The sequence below is a fragment of the Thioclava sp. NS-SX20 genome (assembly GCF_057380695.1).
The window spans coordinates 48841-66189 of the sequence record NZ_JBXXRY010000005.1 but is presented as its reverse complement, the minus strand read 5'-3'; the positions used below and the strand labels follow the sequence as shown (position 1 = coordinate 66189).

Here is a 17349-nt window from a genome sequence, read left to right as displayed (position 1 = left end):
GGACGCAATGAAGATCGGATATACGATGGCACCTGGGCGCGGCGATACGAATCTGATGCTGCATCGTCTGGCGTCTTCCCTGATCCAACAGGGCTACCGCCCGGTCGGGACGGTTCAAATCAATGCCGAGCGCGAAAGCGCCGGTCCCTGCGACATGGACGTCAAGGTGCTGCCCGAGGGCGTGACGATCCGCATCTCGCAGTCTTTGGGCGCGGCCTCCAGGGGATGCCGCCTCGACCCGGCAGCGCTTGAAACAGCGGTGGGCCTTGTGGAAGCCGAGCTCGCCAAGGGGGCCGATTGCCTGATCGTGAACAAGTTCGGCAAGCACGAAGCCGAAGGGCGCGGTTTCCGTCCGATTATCGCGACCGCACTTGCTGCGGACATCCCGATCCTGGTCGGCCTCAATGCGTTGAACAAAGAGGCTTTCCTGGAGTTTGCGGGTGAGTTCGCTTTCGCTTTGCCACCCGAGTTTCCGGCGCTGGAAACCTGGCTGAGGACGCATCTCGCGGCGCGCACGACGGCCGCGCCCCTTAGCCAGGCAAGGGTGACACTGCCCCCCTGCCCGCTGCAGCCCCGGGATGCGGGCTGAGGGGGCTGATGACGGGTCTTGCGGTGATCAGGCCGGGGCCGCGGCGGCAATGCGCCGATACCCTGCCTGGCCATAGAAGAAGCCGTTGGAAAACGAAACTCCGTCGCACAGCTCGCGCAGCATGGTTTCCGCGGCTCCCGGCGCGCGTGTGCCGTCCAGAACATCCCGAAACAGCGCCGCCACCGCAACCATGTCCGCCGCCTGAGGCATCAGCCGCAGATGGGTGACTCCCTGTGCAATCATCTGAGCGGCTTCGGGCAGCAGGTCGATGTAGCTTTCCGACTGGGTCTGAATGCCGTTGACGCGCAGGATCGGGCGGTCATCGGTGGTGCGCAGCGGCATGCCGTCGGGATCGTCCTCGCAAACGAACTGGCAATTGTCCTTGCTTCGGCCATGGGCACGCGCGTGATAGCATCGTGCCGAGACCGCGAGCGAAGCCCTGCCGAAGACCTGCACCTCGACCCCAAGGCCAAGCGCACGCGCGGCCTTCGCGGCAACGGCGATCGAGGGTGCAGGCAGCTCCGCGGGCAGACAGACATGCGTGGCCCCCTGCCCCGCCATCCAGGCGATTGTCGCCTCGTTGTAGGCATTCATGAACGGACCGATGCGATACGGGCGCTGGCCCCGGGCAAACAGACCCGCCGCGTTGTTGATCTCGATCTCGGGGGCGTCCATCGCGGCGAGGTCGGCCGTGGCCTTGCGTTCGCGCTTCAGCATCACCTCGGCCAGCGACGACAGGATCACCGTCTTGCCGCCCCGTTGCAGCCGTTCGATGATCGCGGGCAGATCGGCTTCGTGAAACGGTGCGCGCTTGGAGCAGATCACCTCCCCCAGATAGACCTCGTCGATCGGCGCCTCGTCGGCAATGCGCGCGTAGAACGCGCGCCGCGCCTCGGTGGACCAGTGATAGGCGATCGGGCCAAGGGTCAATTTCGTCATGTCACTCACCGCCATTTCTTCGTCTCGAACGCGCCCTGGGTCTGCTTCTGCCCTTCGGTCAGGGCAACCAGATCGGCGATATTCGCCTGCCGACCGGCGCGGATGTCGTCAACGGCCTGCCGGAAGGCCGACACCACGCCCCGCACATAGCTCTTGGAGCGCTGGCGCCCTTCGATCTTGAAGGCGTGAACGCCGGCGTCGATCAGATCGGGAAGCAGCCGGGACAGGTTCAGGCTGATCGGCTCCTCGAAGGCATAATATCCCTCAGAGCGGTGCGGCGCGGTGTAGCGCCCCTTGCAGATCGTCGGGTACCCCGCCTTTTCGTCGGGCCCGAAACAGTCGATGGTGAACCCAGCAAGCTGCGAGGACATCGATCCGTCCTCGTGGCGCCGGTATTCGACATCCGAGGCGGGTGAGCACACCCCATCCATGTTGGTCGATTGCCCCGTGAGGTAGTTGGTCAGACTGCACCGGCCCTCGACCATCAGCCCGTGATTGCCGAAGATGAAGGTCTCGATCTCGCAGGGGATTTCCTTGCGGATCTCGCGGATCTCGGGGATCGTCAGGATCCGCGGCAGCACGACGCGCTTCACCGCGAAATTCTCGCAATAATACCGGATCGCCTCGGGACTGGAGGCGGCAGCCTGAACCGACAGGTGCAGACGGACGCCCGGATGGGTGCGCGCGATGTAATCGGCCACGCCCATATCCGCGACGATGAAGGCATCGACCCCCAGCCGCGCGCCTGTATCGGCAGCCTGTCGCCACAGATCGACCTTGCCCGCAGGCGGATAGGTATTCAATGCCAGCAACACCTTGGTGCCCTTGTCATGGGAATAGGCGACCGATGCCGCCAGTTCCTCCGGCGTGAAATTCAATCCGGGGAAGTTGCGCGCGTTGGTGGCATCCTGAAAGCCGCAATACACTGCATCGGCGCCGGCATCGACGGCGGTGCGCAGGGCGGCGGGCGTGCCGGCCGGGCAGATCAGTTCGGCGAGACTCATGGGGCGAGACGTCCTTTCTTCACGTTGGATAGGCGCGGCGCAGTCTTGCCAGAATGGCGCGGCCGGGCGGGCCGAACATCTCGGCGGTTTCCTCGGCGATGGACCCATCGACATCGTCGAGGGCATTGCGAAGCCGCACGACGGCTTCGGTGTCGCCTGTGACCTCAAGATCACGGGAGAAGAACGCGGCATCGCCATCCTCTTCAGAGTCGACCAACTCCAGAAGCAACATGAACTTACCGCGAATTGTGGCGCCCGCCTCAGGCGTCGCACCGCGCGGGACGGCCCGAAACACCAGCGCCTGCGGATCAGCTCGCAAGTGCAGAGCAAAGGGCAATTCCACCGGGTCGATCACGAAATCGGTCCCCTGATGCGGCCCGAGCCGCGCGAAAAGCGACGGATGCCGCTTGGCGATACGCCGCACCACCCTGGTCAGGACGGGCTGCACGATCAGGCAGGACAGCCGGGCCATGGCTGACACCCCCGGGCGCGGCGTGCGGGGCAAAGCATCGGGGCTTGCGCTCATGACCGGGGCTTTCGTTTCGCCCACGGGTCAGAGCCGGCGCGGGTAGCCACGCGGCCCCCGCCGCAGATCGCTGCGGACACCGGCGTCCACGCCCGCCTCCGCCAGCACGGTTTCTGGATGCGCAACACCGTCCTAGCCCCGCTCGAACCGTGGGAAAAGCACGTGGTTTTCCAACGCAACATGCGCAGCCAGATCCTCAAGGAACCGATCCAGACCGGCATAGAGCGCCCGCCACGACCCGCAAGCGTGGTCCGGGGGTGTCAGGTTGCCTGTCATTTTGCGGATCCGCTCGATCGCTTCGGCATGGTCGTCATGCTCGGCGCGCATCACGGCAACCGGCGACCCGATGCCCGCCCCACCGCCCGCCCGCATCGCCGGAAACAGGATCATCTCTTCCTTCGCCATATGGCCCTCCAACTCGCGGCCCAAAGCGGTCAGGGACTGTGCCAGATCTTTCGGGCATTGGTGATCCGTCGCATGAACCCTGCCGACTTTTTCGGCGAGGTCCAGCAGACCGGGCAATTCTAAGCGGTGACGCTCGTGATAGCGCGACAGGATGTGATCGATCAGGGCGCCTGTCTCGGTGGGGGCTTCGGCGGTAGGGGCGGTCATGGCAGAGCTTTCGGGATCAAGGGGTGTCCAATGCAATCGGCATTTGATATGCTGATTATAGCCCCTAAATGCGCACTGTAAATACCAAATCAAGGAGCGACTTCTTGCGCCTCACGTCCTTTACCGATTTCGGACTGCGCGTTCTCATGCGGATGGCGGGCAGCCCCGACCGCGCCTTCACCACGGCGGAACTGGCGGATGAATTCCGTGTGTCGCGCAATCATCTTGCAAAGGTGATCTCGTCGCTTTCTGGCGCTGGCTACCTGGAAACACGGAGGGGCGGCGGTGGCGGAGCGACGCTCGCACGGCGCCCCGAGGACATCCGGTTAGGCGATGTTGTTGCCTATCTCGAGGCTGATCAAGCGCTGGTCGAGTGTTTCCAACCCGGGGGGGCGGCCTGCACGCTGACACCACACTGCCGCCTGAAGGCGCGCCTCGCCGGCGCCGAAGCCGCCTTCCTTGCAGATCTCAACCGCAGTTCGTTGGCAGATTGCGTCTATCGCCCTCAACAAGCATAACCGGCCGTCTGGACCCTGTTGGTGGCCTGGAGGCGCGGGATAGCCATCGTCATGTCCGGGTTTCGCAACCGGTCGGCGGCGCTGTTGCGCAAATCAGCTGATGATCGCACTTCCCCTTTCCCCGGATACACTTATCCCGCGGCCACGGTCATCGGGATGCCGAGTGCCGTGAAGCGGTTGAGGACCACCGCGCGTATCTGGACCTCTGCCACCTGGCGGTCAAAGTCCCGCGACATCAACCGTTGGCCGAGCAGCTTCACGCTGTTCATTTTTGTTTCGACCCTGCTGCGGCGGTGGTACCCGCTCCAGTTCCGCCAGAGTGCCCGGCCCAAGTGCTTCGATGATCGCAGGATCTCGTTGCGTGCGCGGGCTCCTGCCGAGTCCGGCTTCCAGGGCCTGGCACTCCGTCTCGGCGGGAGTGAGGGCATGACTGCCACCGGTCCGAAGGAATGCCTGAACGCTGCAGCCTCGCGGGCGGCGATGGCGTCGTGGCAGGTGCGGGTGTCATAGGCACCGTCGGCGGTGACGGTGGCTTTCTCTTCCTCCGCCGGGATCTGGGCAAGCAGGTCCGGCAGCATCCCTCTCCGGTTCGCTCTAACCGGTGGCGCTTACCGGCTCGACATCGCCGACATTGCTGGACGTGACCTCGACGGCCCGGATTTCCAATGTTTCCTCGTCGATTCCGAGGTGGATCTTGCGCCACACGCGCCGTTTCGAGCCGCCAGGCTTGCGCGTATGCCACTCGCCTTCGCCTTCCACCTTGATGCCGGTGCTGTCCACGAGCAGGTGCAGCTGCCCCTTCGAGCCGCGATACGGAATGGTCACGTTCAAGATTTTCTGGCGGCGTGACAGAGTGCTGAAGTGCGGCACGGACCAGCCGAGCCCAGACAGTTCGAGCAGGCTCGCCACGAACCCTCCTCGCCATGGTCACTCGGACCAGTGGCGTTCCCAAGGCTCGATGTGGCGGAGCGGCAGCCCGAGGAGGATCTTGAGGGTGAGGCAGGCCTGGATCGCCGCGTCGCTATAGGCCTGCTGACGGTCCCGACGCCCCGACGGAATGGCTTCCCACTGCATCGAGGGATCGAACCAAACGGTCAGTGATCCGCGCTGCCTCACCGCCTGATTGTAGCTTTGCCAGTTGGTGGTCTTGTAGGTCGTCTTCGGAGGTCTGCTCATGCTGCACGGCTAGCATGCTGGATTCACAAGATGAATCCCCCTGGATCTGCGCAACAACGCCCATCTCCACCCGCGTTTGACTGCGGCACAGGACGGGCGGCGGCGTGATAGGGCTTGCGTCGTGACGGGCTGTACGGACGGGATTGCGGTCATCTCGGTCTGCCTTTTGTCGTCACGCGGCGACCCGTTCGGGCAATGCGATATCTGCGAGGGTCGATCTGTTCAGGTCCTCGATGAAGCTGACCTCAGCCTGCCGAAGCCGGGCCTTCAGGCGGCAACACCCGTCGATTAAGCAGTTTCCTCCATCCGGTCCGAAGCACTCGACCAGCGCCTGCCCCTGTTCGAGCAGCCGCACGACGTCGCCAAGCCGGATCTCGGCGGGGTTGGACCGCAAGACCGCGCCGCCGTTCACCCCTCGCCGGGTCTCGACAATTCCGCCTTGTGCGAGCCGCTGCATGATCTTGCTCAGGTGGTTGCGTGACAGTTTGAACTCCTCGGCCAGATCGGCGGTCGAGAAAGCCCGGTCGGGCGCACTCGCCATCCGCATCAGCATTCGGAGCCCATAGTCTGTAAAAGAGGTGAGGTTCATGTCGCTCCGTTTTTCAAATCAGTATTTACAATACCTATTTATCGAAGATAGCATGATACTCAAGTTCAAAATCTTGAGGACCCATGTCATCTGTTGATCCACAGATCATCTCCGCCCGCCCAAACCTGACCGCCGAAATCATCGCGCAGACGGGACTGGACGAGGAAAAGCTGACCCGGCTGGTGCACCGCTTCTATGACAAGGTGCGCGCAGACACGGTTCTCGGGCCGATCTTCGCGGCCCGTATTTCCGACTGGGGCCCGCATCTGGACCGGATGGTGGCCTTCTGGTCGTCGGTCGCGTTGATGACGGGCCGGTATCACGGGGCCCCGGTTCCGGCCCATGTCGGCTTGCCCGTGGGCTGGGATCATTTCGACCGCTGGCTGACGTTGTTTCGCGAAACTGCGGCCGAAACCTGCCCGCCCGAAGGCGCGGCGCATGTCATCGAACGCGCCGAGCGGATCGCGCGCTCGCTGCATATGGCGGTCGAGGATGCGAAGCCCCGGACAATTCCATCACTGCTCTGACCCAAGGATACGAACATGACAAAACCACTGCCCCCGCAAGACCCGAGCGACCTGACCAGTTTCATCGAGACCGAGTATCACGCGAAACACCGTGCCCAGCTTCCCGAACTGGCGACCTTGTCGGAAAAGGTCGAAGCGGTCCATGCCGGGCAAACGGATGTTCCCGCGGGATTGGCCGACCTGCTGCACCGGATGATCGGTGACCTCGAAGTTCACATGAAGAAAGAGGAACTGATCCTGTTCCCCGCCATTCGCAACGCGGCGACGGGGCTGGATGCGCCGATTGCAGCAATGCGCGCGGATCATGACGACCACGAAGCCGAAGTCGGCCAAATCCGGCACCTGACCAACAACCTGACATTGCCGGACGGCGCCTGCCGAAGCTGGACGCGGCTTTATACCGGGGTCGGTGAATTCCTTGACGACCTCGAAGAGCATATCCGGCTGGAAAACGATGTGCTGTTTCCGCAATTCGAAACGCGGGCGACAGGCCGTGTCTGAGCTACACCTCCCAAAGCCCACCAAGGGGCTTGTCGACCGGCGTCATGCCCTGGCACCCGAGACCGAAGACGCATTCCGCGCGTTCTCGAAAGCGGTGTTTGCCGAAGGGGCGCTCGATACACGCACCAAGCAGCTCATCGCGGTCGCCGTGGCGCATGTGACCCAATGCCCGTGGTGCATCGAGGGCCATGTCAAGGCGGCCAAGCGCGAGGGGGCCTCGGGCGAACAGATCATGGAAGCCATCTGGGTTGCGTCTGAAATGCGCGCCGGGGCGGCCTGGGCACATGCGCTCAAGGCGGTAGATCTGATCGACGACGCGGGCCAAAGGGACAGCTGATGCCAGCCGAGCCGCCCGTCTCCGACACCGCCGCAGGGCGCATCCGCATCAAGCGGGTTTATCGCGCGGCGCGGGTGTCGGACGGCAAGCGGATTCTGGTCGATCGGCTTTGGCCACGCGGCGTGGCGAAGGACCGCGCCCGGCTGTTCGACTGGTGCAAGGACATCGCGCCGAGCGATACCTTGCGATACTGGTTTCACGCCAATCCCGATCAGTGGCGGGAATTCAGCACGCGGTATCAAGAGGAACTCGCCACGCGCGAAGATTTACTGCGTGAGCTTGCCGGATACGCGCAGGGCGATGTCGTCACGCTGCTCTATGCTTCGAAGGACGAGGAACACAACAACGCCATCGTGCTGCGGGATTACCTGCGCCAATGGTTGGAAAGGGAGGGGATATGACGGACCGACCGAGTGAGGATCCTCTGCGAACGCCGCTTTGCGATCTGCTTGGATGCGAGGCACCCATTCTGCTGGCGGGCATGGGCGGCGTGTCCCGGTGGGAGCTGGCGGCGGCGGTGGCCAATGCGGGGGGCTACGGGATGTTGGGGATGGTGCGCGAACCCATCGACCTGATCACACGGAACGTCACCGCGATGCAGGCGGCAACGGACCGGCCCTTTGCCGTCAACCTGATCCCGGCGGCGACCGAACCGCAGTTACTTGAGGCGCAGATCGCCTGTTGCCTAAATCTTGGCGTGACGGCCTTCTGTTTTTTCTGGGATGTGATGCCGGACGTGGTGGCGCGAGTGAAAAACGCAGGATGTCTCGTATTGCATCAGGTCGGCACGGAGGCCGCCGCGCGACTGGCCGAAAATGCCGGGGCAGATGTGATTATCGCACAGGGGGTCGAGGCAGGCGGCCACGTGCACGGGCGAAGCCCGGCCTTCGGACTGGCGGAACGGATACTGGCCGGGACCAACCTGCCGGTCGTCGTCTCGGGCGGGATCGCGACGGGTGAAGGCCTGGCCGCCGCGCTGGCGATCGGGGCCAGCGGTGTGCAATGCGGCACCGCCTTTCTGGCGACCGAAGAATCCTTTGCGCATCCCTATCACAAGTCCCGCGTTGTGGACGCGACGGGCGAGGACACGGTGCTGACCGATGTGTTCGTTCTGAACTGGCCCAAGGGTGCCGCGGTGCGGGTGATCGGCAACAGCGTGACGGAGGGGCTCAAGGGAAATTACCTGGGCCACGACCCGGACAGCCTGCCGCGCGAGACCATCGCCCACGACGGCGATCAGCCACGCCTGCGCTTCAGCACGGATTCGCCTTTGCGCACCACAACCGGCGATCTCGAAGCGATGGCGCTCTATTCCGGTCAGGGCGCGGGAAATATCCCCGATATCGTCCCTGCGGCCGCGCGCCTGAACGCCATGGTCGCGCAGGCCCGGCGTATCCTCGAGGGGACGGAGCGAAACGGTTTCAAGGCGATGACATGAGCGACGACTTCAAGAGCTTCCGCTGCCAAAGCGGCTTTTCCTCACCGCCCTGCTACGCCGCCGAGGTCGCCCCGGAATATTTCGATCCGCTGGCAGTCGATCCCGAACAGGCACGTGATGTCGCGCGTTGGCGCAAGGCCGAACGCGCCCGCCTGCGCGCAGCGCGTCTGGCTCTGTCGGTCGCCGAGCGCAAGGAGATCGGCGAGGCGCTGGCCAGGCATCTGCAGCAGGTGTTGCAAGACCGTTTCGGCGGGGCGCAGGGTAAGGTCTTTTCTGCCTACTGGCCGATCAAGGGCGAACCCGACCTGCGCCCGCTGATGGCAGAGCTTCACAAGGCCGGTATAACCGTCGCCCTTCCGCTGGTCGAAACCAGGGCGGCCCCGCTCACCTTTCGCCGCTGGACGCCCGAAACGCGCATGGTGCGCGGAGATTGGAACATTCCCGTTCCGCCCTCGGACGCGACCGTCGTGACGCCCGACATCGCGCTTGCGCCGCTCGTCGGTTGGACCGCAGAAGGCTATCGCCTCGGATATGGCGGGGGCTATTTCGACCGAACTTTGGCCGTGCTGAAACCGAAACCTTTTGTCGTCGGTATCGGGTTTCAAGAGGCGCGCCTTCAGACCATCTACCCGCAACCTCATGACATCCCGCTTGATCTCATCGTGACCGAGAACGGGGTCCAGGCAATCAGAGACGTGGTCTGAGCCACATTCAATTCATCGGGGACCCGGTCAGACGCTCCCGGCGCGCGCCGCGCTACGGGACAGCGCCGCCACGAGGTCGGTCCGAGTGACAATGCCGACGATCTTGCCGTATTCGAGGACCGGAACGGCATCCGTATCTCCCTCGGCCATCATCGGCAGCAAGGCCCCGATCGGGGTGGCGCCGGTGGCGCGCGGCCCGGCGACGCTCATGATATCGGCGGCGGTCATCGGTCTTTCCCGGTCCCGATCCAACAACCTGCGGAACGTTGCCCGAAAGCCGCGATCAAGGCGCAGGGCATCGTCGCGGGCCTGGCTGATGAGATGTATCTGGAAGATCACGCCCAGGAAGGTTTGATCCACGCCGACGACCGGCAGCGATGTGAAGCGATGCTGCCGGAACAGATCCGCGATTTCGCCCAATGGGGTGTTCGACGTGACGGTGACGAGATTGCGCGACATGATGTCTTGCGCAGTCAACGGGCCTGAAGAATGCGCCGCCGCCTGCAGTTCTGCGGCCCCGATCAGTCGGGCCAGGTCCTCCACGCCGAGGTTGAACGACTGGCGATAGCGTTCGAGAATCCCGGTCAGCTCCTCTTCCGAAAGCCCGAGGCGCTCGGTCGGATTGCGATCTGCGGTTCCATGCGTACTGGGGTCGTCGAATTGCCGGAACGGATAGCGGCGCCCCGTCAGCCGCGCGTAGAGGGTTGCCAGCAGGACCAGCGCGATGGTTCCGAACGCGATCGGCGTCAGGGCGAACCAGAACCCCAGATGCGCGATGGCGTCCGGGGACATGGCCGCGGTCATGGCGACGGCGCCAGCGGGCGGATGGACTGCACGGCACAGGATGGTTGCGGTGATGGCGAGCCCGACGGCGAGCGCGATGCGCAAGGCGGGGTCCGAGACGAGAAGGCAGACTGCAACCCCGACGAGGGCCGCGACGGTATTGCCGACAATCGCCGACCATGGCTGTGCAAGGGGGCTGTTCGGAACGGCGAAGAGGAGAACGGAGGACGCCCCAAAGGGCGCGACGAGATAGAGGCCAAGGTCCAGATCGACGGCGGGCGACAACAGGAACAACCCGCTCAGCCCCAATCCGATCAGCGCGCCAAGCCCCGCGCGCAGCGCCTCCCTGGCTGGAACGCGGGCCACCGCCGGGCCAAGTGATTTCAGAATGTGCAACGCGACGCCTCAAGATCAGTTTTTGCCGAAAGTTTCACCGGTTTGACAAAAGATCAACCTGCGGGGCGCATAAAGAAGGCAACCGCCATGATCAGGCCGATTGCGATAATGAACAGGCGCAGCACGGCGGTGTTCCGCACCCGTCTTGCCAGAACCGCGCCGATGTATCCGCCCATGGCGCAGGACAGACCGACGATCAGCAAGTTGCCCCAGTCGATCAGGCCCGCAACGGCATATGTCGTGACCGAGACCACCGACAGGACCACGGACATCAGGTTCTTCAACCCGTTCATCCTGTGCAGGTCTGTCATGCCGATGACGCCGAAAGCCGCCAGCAGCATGATGCCGAGGCCACCGTTGAAATAGCCGCCATAGACCGAGACCACGAACACAAGAGCAAGAGCGGCGGGGCTGGACGTCTCGCGCCCGGACTTCGCGAGACACCGAACGAAAGACGGCCCGGTGGCAAAGGCCAGGGTCGCCATCAACAAAAGCCAGGGCACCACGCCCGAGAACAAATCTTCCGGCGTGACCAGCAGCAGACCAGCGCCAGCGAGCCCCCCGACGATCGCCGTGCCGACAAGATGGGCGAGAGGAGGTTTCCCGCCACGATCGATATCCGTGCGATAGGCCCAGGCGCTGCCGACATAGCCCGGAAGGGCGGCAAAGGTCGCGGTCGTATTCGCCATGATCGGCGGCACACCGGCCCAGACAAGGGCCGGAAACGTCAGAAAGGTGCCTCCGCCTGCGATGGCATTGAGCGCACCGGCGCCCAGGCCGGCCAGCACGAGTATGATACCTGTCAGCATGTTCGTTCTCCTTCAAGCCGCGCCGCTGTTGCATGATGCCGGATTGGTCTGCAAATTGGTCTGTATGGGGGCACCAATGACCACGAAGCGAACCCGACAGATTGTGGAGGCGCTGCGCGATTATTGCGCGGCGGCCGCCATCGCTCCGGGCGGGCAACTGCCGCCGGAGCGGGAGCTGGCGCATCTGTTGGGGTGCAGCCGTGAAACGCTGCGCAAGGCTTTGGCCGAGCTGGAGTGCGCGGGCGATCTCTGGCGGCACGTCGGGCAAGGCACGTTCCTTGGCCCGCGCCCGCTGGGCCACCCTGTGCGCGAGACCATTCTGGTGCAAGGCGCCTCACCGCTTCAACTGATGCAGGCGCGCCTGACCCTCGAACCCTCGGTCGCCGCCGAGGCTGCTGCGCTCACGACCCCTGCCGAGATCGCCTATCTTTCCGATCTGGTCGACCGGGGCCGCCGTGCCGCAACCCGGGCCGACTGCGAACGGCTCGACGCCGCCTTTCACCGTGGTATCGCCGAGGTAACAGGCAATCCCATCCTGCTTGGCCTTCTCGACTATCTCGCGGGCGCGCGCCGCCACGCAGCCTGGCAGCGCGAATGGGAAGTCACCTACCGAAAACTCGGTGTCGCCGAATTCACCGAACGCCACAGCCTACAGCATGAGGAGGTGGTCGCCTGCATTCAACGGGGCGCGGCCGACGCCGCTTCGGATGCCATGCGCAGGCACCTGCAGACGATCTTCACGGCCATGCGCGGGGCCGGTCTTCCGCCCTGAGGGCGGTGCTGCTCCTCCCGAGCCCTGCGCCTTCAGAACACCGCCCCCAACCAATCGAGAAACACCCGCAGGCGGGGGGAGAGTTGCCGGCTGCGAGGGTAAAGGACAGAGACCGGCGAGGGTGACGGCGGAAAATCGGTCAGAACCTCGACCAACTCACCGGCAGCCAAGGCCACCTCGGCATGGTAGCGCGGCATCTGAACAAGACCGAAGCCAAGGCGTGCCGCGTCAATATAGCTTTCTGCGGCGTTGACCGAGAGCCGCGTGGGCAAACTCACCTCCCTGCGTCTCCCCTTCACCGTGAACTCCAGCGGCAGAAGGCCGCCCGTCGCACTGGACCGGAAACCGACCATCACATGCCCCTCCAGAGAATCGAGGCTATCGGGGGTGCCGTGGCGGTGGAAATAGCCGGGCGAAGCCAGGGTGACTTCCTCCAGCAAGGCGATGCGCCGGGCGATCATGTCGCTGTCCTGCAACTCCCCGACCCGAACGACGCAGTCGAAACCTTCGCGCACGAGATCGACGTAACGGTCGTTCTCGCTCATATAGACCTCGATCCCAGGATGGCGTTCCAGAAACTCAGGCAGGCGCGGCAGGATGAAATGCCGCGCCAGCGTGCCATGCACGTCGATCCGCAACAGGCCGGACGGTTCGGCCCCGGAAAAGGCGCTTTCCGCATCCTCGACATCGCCCAGAATCCGACGGCAGCGCCCGAGATAGGCTTCTCCGTCCAGCGTCGTGCTGACACTCCGGGTGGTGCGCTGCAGGAGCGGCACGCCGAGCCTTGCTTCCAGCTGCTTGACCGCCTCGGTCACACTTGAGCGCGGCAGGCCCAGATCGGCTGCGGCAAGGGTGAAGCTGCGCCGCTCCGCAACCCGGATGAAGACGCGCATGGCGTCCAGCCTGTCCATATTATTCGTACATCCTGAATTATGATGACAAGAAATGCCTGATTATTCGGCAGAAGTCATCGTCTATCTCTCCCCTCATCAGCGGAACACCCGTCCCAACGCACAGGAGACACCCATGAGCAATCCCTCCAAAGTAGCCCTCGTCACCGGCGGTTCGCGCGGCATCGGCGCGGCTGTGTCCGAACGCCTGGCCCGTGACGGCTTCACCGTGATCGTCAACTATGCCGGCAACGAAGACGCCGCGAACGAGACCGTCCGCCGAATCGAGGCTGCGGGCGGACGGGCCGTCGCGGCCAGGGCCGACGTGTCGGATGCCGCTGCCGTCCGCGCGATGTTCGACAAGGCCGAGGAAGCCTTCGGCGGCGTCGAGGTTCTGATCAACAACGCCGGGATCATGAAGCTCGCAACGCTGGCGGACTCGGATGACGCGCTGATCGACAGTCAGATCGGTATCAACCTCAAGGGCTCGATCAACACCATGCGCGAGGCCGCGAACCGCCTGCGCGACGGCGGGCGGATCGTGAACTTCTCGACGTCGGTGGTCGGCACGAAGTTCGAGACCTACGGTATCTACGCCGCCACCAAGTCGGCCATCGAAACCCTGACGGCCGTGCTGGCGAAGGAGCTGCGCGGCAAGTCGATCACCGTCAACGCCGTGGCGCCTGGGCCGACCGGCACCGACCTGTTCCTCAAGGGCAAACCGGCGGAGCTGATCGAGAAACTGTCGAAGGCCAACCCGCTCGAGCGCCTGGGCCAGCCCGAAGACATCGCCAACGCGGTTTCCTTCCTCGTCAGCCCGGAAGGCGGCTGGATCAACGGCCAGACCCTGCGCGCCAATGGTGGCATGGTGTAAGTGGGGATTCTGACGATGCCGAAGATCATCCTCATCACCGGAGCGTCGAGCGGCTTTGGCCGCCTGACCGCGCTGGCCCTCGCTCGTGGCGGTGACACCGTCTATGCCTCGATGCGTGACACCTCAGGGCGCAATGCGGGCAACGCAGAAGAGCTGCGCAGGATTTCCCGCGACGAGGGCATCAACCTGCGGCCCCTGGAGCTTGACGTTCAGTCTGAAAGCTCGGTCGAGGGCGCCGTCGCCACGGTCATCGCCGAGGCCGGACATATCGACGTGCTGGTTCACAACGCAGGCCACATGATGTTCGGCCCTGCCGAGGCCTTCACCGCCGAGCAGCTGGCCCAGCAATATGACGTGAACGTCCTGGGCACGCAGCGGCTGAACCGTGCCGCCCTGCCCCATATGCGCCAGCGTGGCGAGGGGCTCTTGGTCTGGGTTTCCAGCTCCAGCTCGGCTGGCGGGGTGCCGCCCTATCTGGCGCCCTATTTCGCGGCTAAGGCGGCGATGGATTCGCTCGCCACGTCCTACGCGCGTGAACTGACCCGATGGGGCATCGAGACGACCATCGTCGTCCCGGGCGCCTTCACCAAGGGGACCAACCATTTCGCTCATGCGGCCCATCCGGCGGATGAGGCGCGCCTCGCCGAATACGAGGCTGGCCCCTACGCGAACTTTGGCGAAACCGTGCAGAAAGCCTTTGGCGAGATCGTTCCCGAGGACGCCGACCCCGCGGATGTGGCGGAGCTCATCGCTGAGGTCGTCGCGAGACCGGCCGGCACGCGACCCTTCCGGCTGCATTTCGATCCGGCCGCCGACGGCGCCGATGTCGGCTTCGCCGTGCTTGACCGGCTGCGCGCCGAGATGCTGCATCGGGTCGGGCTGGGCGATCTGCTGAAGGTGGCGGTCTGGCAACGGGCTTGAAGGGTCAGACGCGGAAAGCCCGCAATTTGTTGATTTTCTCGCATCAACGGTCGACGGTGAAAACTGATGCGGCACCCGTGTGACGCATCTACTTCCCTGTTGGACTGGGCCGGCGACGCATACCGCCGGCCTTTTTTCAGGGTCTATTGCGATGCCGCGCCTCAATATGTCGGGAAGGACTTCGCGCGCAACTGAATGTCTCGACGTAGCCGCCTCGCCGATCGCCTCCTGCACCGCGAGGGCGAGTCCGTCCATGCCCTTGCGAAGGTCCACCGGCTGGGTCGCCTGGTAGACCCGCAACCGCCGTGCAACCTGGATCACCCGCATGAGCTGCGTCTCGTCGACATCCCCGCCGACGCGAAAGGTGATCCCGTCGTTGAACGGCTCGATATTGCCCGTTTCCTCGGGTGCAACTGTACCCTAATTCATCCGATTCTGTGGATTCAGAGCATTCTGAGACCATTTTTTCCCTTAATTACAATATATCCACAGGCTGCGCGGTTCAGGATTTGACGCCACTTGAGAGCCTCCAAATTGCATCGGCCCGCGCCAGAAGCGCTTGACTGCAAGTGGCAGCGCCTGCCTGGAACTCAGAGTCCGCGACGGCCTTCCTAGTCGCTTCCTCAAGCTTGGTCAGGGCCTCGTCCGGGATGCCCGCCGGAGCACCGACGCCACGGTCGGATCCCATCACGATACATAGCCCTGCTCCTTAAAGGTCGCCACATCGGGCGCCCCCTGCCAGCGGGTATCCCCCGGGCGCAGGCTCCGCCGAAGAACGCGAACGCCTTGTCGTGGGCGTCGAACACCATCTCCTGTGTCTCTTTGGGATATCGGTTCATTGTGCCCCTACCGATCCGCGAGGAGGAACTCCTCGACTTCACAGCGCAAGAATGGCGGATGCTCGAAGATGGTGGGCTCGCCACCTATGACTTGCCGGGTGAAGAGGTTGCACGGGTGTTCGCGCTGAAGCGGGAGCATAGCCGCCTGTCGGCCAACGACTGCTTCGCCCTCGTGACGACAACCTGCCAGGAGCACAGCATCCTCCTGACCGGCGACAACCTGCTGCGCAAGGTGGCCACCGCCCGCGCCGTGCGCGTTCATGGCGTGCTCTGGATCATCGACGAACTGCACGCGGCCGATGTCTGCGAGGTCGAGCTTCTCATCTCCGCGCTGCAAGTCTGGCGCGCGGATGATGCTGTCTTCCTGCCCGTGGCTGAGATCGACAAGCGGCTGCGCCGTCTCGGGGCATAGCTGCAGAGATTGCCGATCATCTCACCTTCTGGGCATTGCACTATGGAGGACAGAAGTGCGTCAAGGAATTCGGAAAGCCCATCAGCAGCATTCAGTTCGCGGTGCACCACATCCGATAGCGCCCTTGTCTCGTTACCTCACGGATTAGCCCTCGCGCTTCCATCCAAGCAAGGTTGCGCTGAACGGCAGTTCGACTGGCTCCTGTAATGGCCTCGGCCATCGGCGCAGAGACGAGTGGCCATTCTGTAAGTGTGGCGAGCAGCGCCGGAGGCGTCTTGCCCGAGAGCGGCGACATTTCGGATTCCGCTCGCGCCAACCAAACCTCAATGTCATCTAAGTGCCGCATCGCAGTCAGGCACGATGTTGCCATGCCCTCAAGCCAGCGCCCGAGACGATCGACTGGCGGGCCACTAACGCGCAGCCCCCCTGCCCCGCCCATAGCCAGAGGCGCGAAGACGGCGCCGCTTCCCTCGCAGGCCGCAATCCTGGACGCGGTGACGGCGGCCTCGATCTGGTCGCCGTGCTGTCCGAGGCCCGCCAGACTCCAGAGATGAAAGCCCATGCAAGCTCGGGTGATTGGGTGGAGCTCGGCTGCGGCTGTCATTACATCCAGCCATCCGCCCGCGCGATCTTCGAAACGCTCAGCGCTGTCTTCAATGTTCTCGGGATCGCGGCGATCCAGGAAGGCGGCCAAATCAGCCTTTGGTTCGGGACCGCCTGTCAGGCGCCGAACAGCCCATCCAACTCTTGCAAGGGCATTTGGGTCATCCTGTGCGCCCGAGAGCCGCATCGATATCCAGAGCGCCAGACGATCAGAACTTACCCCGTCCCCTGCGAACCAGCTGAGGTTCGCTGCCTCGATCAAAGCGAGGCGATGCCGCCAGCCTTCCGGGCCGCGCAGCAGCCGGTCATCCAGAGCACCCAGACGTCCAGCGACCCGTGCCAGTCGCGCAGCGTGAACGCTTTCTGCCTTTGTCCAGTCTTCGATGACAGCAGTGTCGGACGGTTCTGCCCGTGGCCCGGGAGGCAAATCATCTGGTTCTTCATCGAGTGGTCCCGGCAGAAACCAGAGATCATCTTCGTGAGCCTCTTCATCCTCCTCAATGGTGATGAGGGGGTTGTCATAATCATCATTCAAAGTAGAGGCTTGCGTCTTCATATGTGCAAAATACTGTGCTTTTGCACACTACCAA

Annotated in this window: 21 protein-coding genes and 1 pseudogene; 12 read left to right on the top strand and 10 right to left on the bottom strand. The window is 63.9% G+C overall.

The annotated features are described in order from the left end of the window. Positions 1 to 7 precede the first annotated feature (7 nt). The gene (locus AC2ISB_RS18680; protein ID WP_486577385.1) at positions 8 to 589 is read left to right on the top strand and encodes a DUF2478 domain-containing protein; all 582 of its coding nucleotides are present in this window, start codon (positions 8 to 10) and stop codon (positions 587 to 589) included. 27 nt (positions 590 to 616) lie between these two features. Here AC2ISB_RS18680 and ubiV read toward each other — a convergent pair whose 3' ends face one another. From ubiV to AC2ISB_RS18660, 4 genes are all read right to left on the bottom strand, one after another. After that, positions 617 to 1528 (bottom strand): ubiquinone anaerobic biosynthesis protein UbiV, encoded by a 912-nt coding sequence (ubiV, locus tag AC2ISB_RS18675; RefSeq protein WP_486577384.1) that lies wholly within the window; start codon positions 1526 to 1528, stop codon positions 617 to 619. Between the two features lie 5 nt (positions 1529 to 1533). Next, positions 1534 to 2532 carry a ubiquinone anaerobic biosynthesis protein UbiU gene (ubiU, locus tag AC2ISB_RS18670; RefSeq protein WP_486577383.1) on the bottom strand — a complete coding sequence of 333 codons (999 nt, stop codon included), beginning with the start codon at positions 2530 to 2532 and terminating at the stop codon, positions 1534 to 1536. A 19-nt stretch (positions 2533 to 2551) separates the two neighbouring features. Beyond that, positions 2552 to 3004 carry a ubiquinone anaerobic biosynthesis accessory factor UbiT gene (gene ubiT, locus AC2ISB_RS18665; RefSeq protein WP_082873103.1) on the bottom strand — a complete coding sequence of 151 codons (453 nt, stop codon included), beginning with the start codon at positions 3002 to 3004 and terminating at the stop codon, positions 2552 to 2554. A 186-nt stretch (positions 3005 to 3190) separates the two neighbouring features. After that, on the bottom strand, positions 3191 to 3670 hold the full coding sequence (locus AC2ISB_RS18660) for a hemerythrin domain-containing protein (protein ID WP_082873104.1): 480 nt from the start codon (positions 3668 to 3670) through the stop codon (positions 3191 to 3193). 104 nt (positions 3671 to 3774) lie between these two features. On the opposite strand from AC2ISB_RS18660, the gene AC2ISB_RS18655 reads away from it, so the two are divergent. Then, the gene (locus tag AC2ISB_RS18655) at positions 3775 to 4188 is read left to right on the top strand and encodes an Rrf2 family transcriptional regulator (protein WP_068768065.1); all 414 of its coding nucleotides are present in this window, start codon (positions 3775 to 3777) and stop codon (positions 4186 to 4188) included. Positions 4189 to 4319: 131 nt separating this feature from the next. Here AC2ISB_RS18655 and AC2ISB_RS18650 read toward each other — a convergent pair. Continuing rightward, a pseudogene (locus AC2ISB_RS18650) lies at positions 4320 to 5364 on the bottom strand (IS5 family transposase). Positions 5365 to 5536: 172 nt separating this feature from the next. Continuing rightward, positions 5537 to 5953 (bottom strand): RrF2 family transcriptional regulator, encoded by a 417-nt coding sequence (locus AC2ISB_RS18645; RefSeq protein WP_486577382.1) that lies wholly within the window; start codon positions 5951 to 5953, stop codon positions 5537 to 5539. 83 nt (positions 5954 to 6036) lie between these two features. On the opposite strand from AC2ISB_RS18645, the gene AC2ISB_RS18640 reads away from it, so the two are divergent. Genes AC2ISB_RS18640 through AC2ISB_RS18615 form a run of 6 tightly spaced genes read left to right on the top strand, consistent with a single transcriptional unit; the run spans position 6037 to position 9460 of the window. After that, positions 6037 to 6480, top strand: coding sequence for a group III truncated hemoglobin (locus tag AC2ISB_RS18640; protein WP_486577381.1), 444 nt, complete (start codon positions 6037 to 6039; stop codon positions 6478 to 6480). A 15-nt stretch (positions 6481 to 6495) separates the two neighbouring features. Then, on the top strand, positions 6496 to 6981 hold the full coding sequence (locus AC2ISB_RS18635; RefSeq protein ID WP_486577380.1) for a hemerythrin domain-containing protein: 486 nt from the start codon (positions 6496 to 6498) through the stop codon (positions 6979 to 6981). Next, positions 6974 to 7318, top strand: a complete 345-nt coding sequence (locus AC2ISB_RS18630) for a carboxymuconolactone decarboxylase family protein (RefSeq protein ID WP_486577378.1) — start codon at positions 6974 to 6976, stop codon at positions 7316 to 7318. The genes AC2ISB_RS18635 and AC2ISB_RS18630 overlap by 8 nt, the downstream gene beginning before the upstream one ends. Next, positions 7318 to 7719, top strand: a complete 402-nt coding sequence (locus AC2ISB_RS18625) for a DUF488 domain-containing protein (RefSeq protein ID WP_486577376.1) — start codon at positions 7318 to 7320, stop codon at positions 7717 to 7719. Before AC2ISB_RS18630 ends, AC2ISB_RS18625 begins: the two co-directional genes overlap by 1 nt. Beyond that, on the top strand, positions 7716 to 8756 hold the full coding sequence (locus AC2ISB_RS18620) for an NAD(P)H-dependent flavin oxidoreductase (protein ID WP_486577375.1): 1041 nt from the start codon (positions 7716 to 7718) through the stop codon (positions 8754 to 8756). Before AC2ISB_RS18625 ends, AC2ISB_RS18620 begins: the two co-directional genes overlap by 4 nt. Continuing rightward, on the top strand, positions 8753 to 9460 hold the full coding sequence (locus AC2ISB_RS18615; RefSeq protein WP_486577374.1) for a 5-formyltetrahydrofolate cyclo-ligase: 708 nt from the start codon (positions 8753 to 8755) through the stop codon (positions 9458 to 9460). Before AC2ISB_RS18620 ends, AC2ISB_RS18615 begins: the two co-directional genes overlap by 4 nt. Before the next feature lie 27 nt (positions 9461 to 9487). Here the strand turns inward: AC2ISB_RS18615 and AC2ISB_RS18610 are convergent, their stop codons facing one another. Together AC2ISB_RS18610 and AC2ISB_RS18605 are read right to left on the bottom strand one after the other, a co-directional pair. After that, entirely contained in the window at positions 9488 to 10639 is a 1152-nt protein-coding gene (locus AC2ISB_RS18610; protein WP_486577373.1) for an HPP family protein, read from the bottom strand. Between the two features lie 53 nt (positions 10640 to 10692). Next, entirely contained in the window at positions 10693 to 11448 is a 756-nt protein-coding gene (locus AC2ISB_RS18605) for a sulfite exporter TauE/SafE family protein (RefSeq protein ID WP_486577372.1), read from the bottom strand. Between the two features lie 76 nt (positions 11449 to 11524). Between AC2ISB_RS18605 and AC2ISB_RS18600 the strand changes: the two genes are divergently transcribed. Continuing rightward, complete coding sequence (locus AC2ISB_RS18600) at positions 11525 to 12220, top strand: FadR/GntR family transcriptional regulator (protein ID WP_486577371.1); 696 nt, start codon at positions 11525 to 11527, stop codon at positions 12218 to 12220. 32 nt (positions 12221 to 12252) lie between these two features. Here AC2ISB_RS18600 and AC2ISB_RS18595 read toward each other — a convergent pair whose 3' ends face one another. Beyond that, the gene (locus AC2ISB_RS18595; RefSeq protein ID WP_486577370.1) at positions 12253 to 13131 is read right to left on the bottom strand and encodes a LysR family transcriptional regulator; all 879 of its coding nucleotides are present in this window, start codon (positions 13129 to 13131) and stop codon (positions 12253 to 12255) included. Between the two features lie 115 nt (positions 13132 to 13246). Here AC2ISB_RS18595 and AC2ISB_RS18590 point away from each other — a divergent pair, with 115 nt between their 5' ends. The 3 genes from AC2ISB_RS18590 to AC2ISB_RS18580 all read left to right on the top strand — a co-directional run bounded on the left by AC2ISB_RS18590 (position 13247) and on the right by AC2ISB_RS18580 (position 16156). Further along, positions 13247 to 13984, top strand: coding sequence for an SDR family oxidoreductase (locus tag AC2ISB_RS18590; protein WP_486577369.1), 738 nt, complete (start codon positions 13247 to 13249; stop codon positions 13982 to 13984). A 15-nt stretch (positions 13985 to 13999) separates the two neighbouring features. Next, positions 14000 to 14905 carry an SDR family oxidoreductase gene (locus AC2ISB_RS18585; RefSeq protein ID WP_486577368.1) on the top strand — a complete coding sequence of 302 codons (906 nt, stop codon included), beginning with the start codon at positions 14000 to 14002 and terminating at the stop codon, positions 14903 to 14905. An 897-nt stretch (positions 14906 to 15802) separates the two neighbouring features. Continuing rightward, positions 15803 to 16156 carry a PIN domain-containing protein gene (locus AC2ISB_RS18580; RefSeq protein ID WP_486577367.1) on the top strand — a complete coding sequence of 118 codons (354 nt, stop codon included), beginning with the start codon at positions 15803 to 15805 and terminating at the stop codon, positions 16154 to 16156. 91 nt (positions 16157 to 16247) lie between these two features. Here the strand turns inward: AC2ISB_RS18580 and AC2ISB_RS18575 are convergent, their stop codons facing one another. Beyond that, complete coding sequence (locus tag AC2ISB_RS18575) at positions 16248 to 17315, bottom strand: hypothetical protein (protein ID WP_486577366.1); 1068 nt, start codon at positions 17313 to 17315, stop codon at positions 16248 to 16250. Positions 17316 to 17349: the final 34 nt, after the last annotated feature.

Bases quoted from the DNA above. Each gene is read 5' to 3' on its own strand.
- AC2ISB_RS18680 (WP_486577385.1), top strand. From the start codon at position 8: ATGAAGATCGGATATACGATGGCACCTGGGCGCGGCGATACGAATCTG.
- ubiV (WP_486577384.1), bottom strand. From the start codon at position 1,528: ATGACGAAATTGACCCTTGGCCCGATCGCCTATCACTGGTCCACCGAG.
- ubiU (WP_486577383.1), bottom strand. From the start codon at position 2,532: ATGAGTCTCGCCGAACTGATCTGCCCGGCCGGCACGCCCGCCGCCCTG.
- ubiT (WP_082873103.1), bottom strand. From the start codon at position 3,004: ATGGCCCGGCTGTCCTGCCTGATCGTGCAGCCCGTCCTGACCAGGGTG.
- AC2ISB_RS18660 (WP_082873104.1), bottom strand. From the start codon at position 3,670: ATGACCGCCCCTACCGCCGAAGCCCCCACCGAGACAGGCGCCCTGATC.
- AC2ISB_RS18645 (WP_486577382.1), bottom strand. From the start codon at position 5,953: ATGAACCTCACCTCTTTTACAGACTATGGGCTCCGAATGCTGATGCGG.
- AC2ISB_RS18640 (WP_486577381.1), top strand. From the start codon at position 6,037: ATGTCATCTGTTGATCCACAGATCATCTCCGCCCGCCCAAACCTGACC.
- AC2ISB_RS18635 (WP_486577380.1), top strand. From the start codon at position 6,496: ATGACAAAACCACTGCCCCCGCAAGACCCGAGCGACCTGACCAGTTTC.
- AC2ISB_RS18625 (WP_486577376.1), top strand. From the start codon at position 7,318: ATGCCAGCCGAGCCGCCCGTCTCCGACACCGCCGCAGGGCGCATCCGC.
- AC2ISB_RS18620 (WP_486577375.1), top strand. From the start codon at position 7,716: ATGACGGACCGACCGAGTGAGGATCCTCTGCGAACGCCGCTTTGCGAT.
- AC2ISB_RS18615 (WP_486577374.1), top strand. From the start codon at position 8,753: ATGAGCGACGACTTCAAGAGCTTCCGCTGCCAAAGCGGCTTTTCCTCA.
- AC2ISB_RS18605 (WP_486577372.1), bottom strand. From the start codon at position 11,448: ATGCTGACAGGTATCATACTCGTGCTGGCCGGCCTGGGCGCCGGTGCG.
- AC2ISB_RS18600 (WP_486577371.1), top strand. From the start codon at position 11,525: ATGACCACGAAGCGAACCCGACAGATTGTGGAGGCGCTGCGCGATTAT.
- AC2ISB_RS18595 (WP_486577370.1), bottom strand. From the start codon at position 13,131: ATGGACAGGCTGGACGCCATGCGCGTCTTCATCCGGGTTGCGGAGCGG.
- AC2ISB_RS18590 (WP_486577369.1), top strand. From the start codon at position 13,247: ATGAGCAATCCCTCCAAAGTAGCCCTCGTCACCGGCGGTTCGCGCGGC.
- AC2ISB_RS18585 (WP_486577368.1), top strand. From the start codon at position 14,000: ATGCCGAAGATCATCCTCATCACCGGAGCGTCGAGCGGCTTTGGCCGC.
- AC2ISB_RS18580 (WP_486577367.1), top strand. From the start codon at position 15,803: ATGCTCGAAGATGGTGGGCTCGCCACCTATGACTTGCCGGGTGAAGAG.
- AC2ISB_RS18575 (WP_486577366.1), bottom strand. From the start codon at position 17,315: ATGAAGACGCAAGCCTCTACTTTGAATGATGATTATGACAACCCCCTC.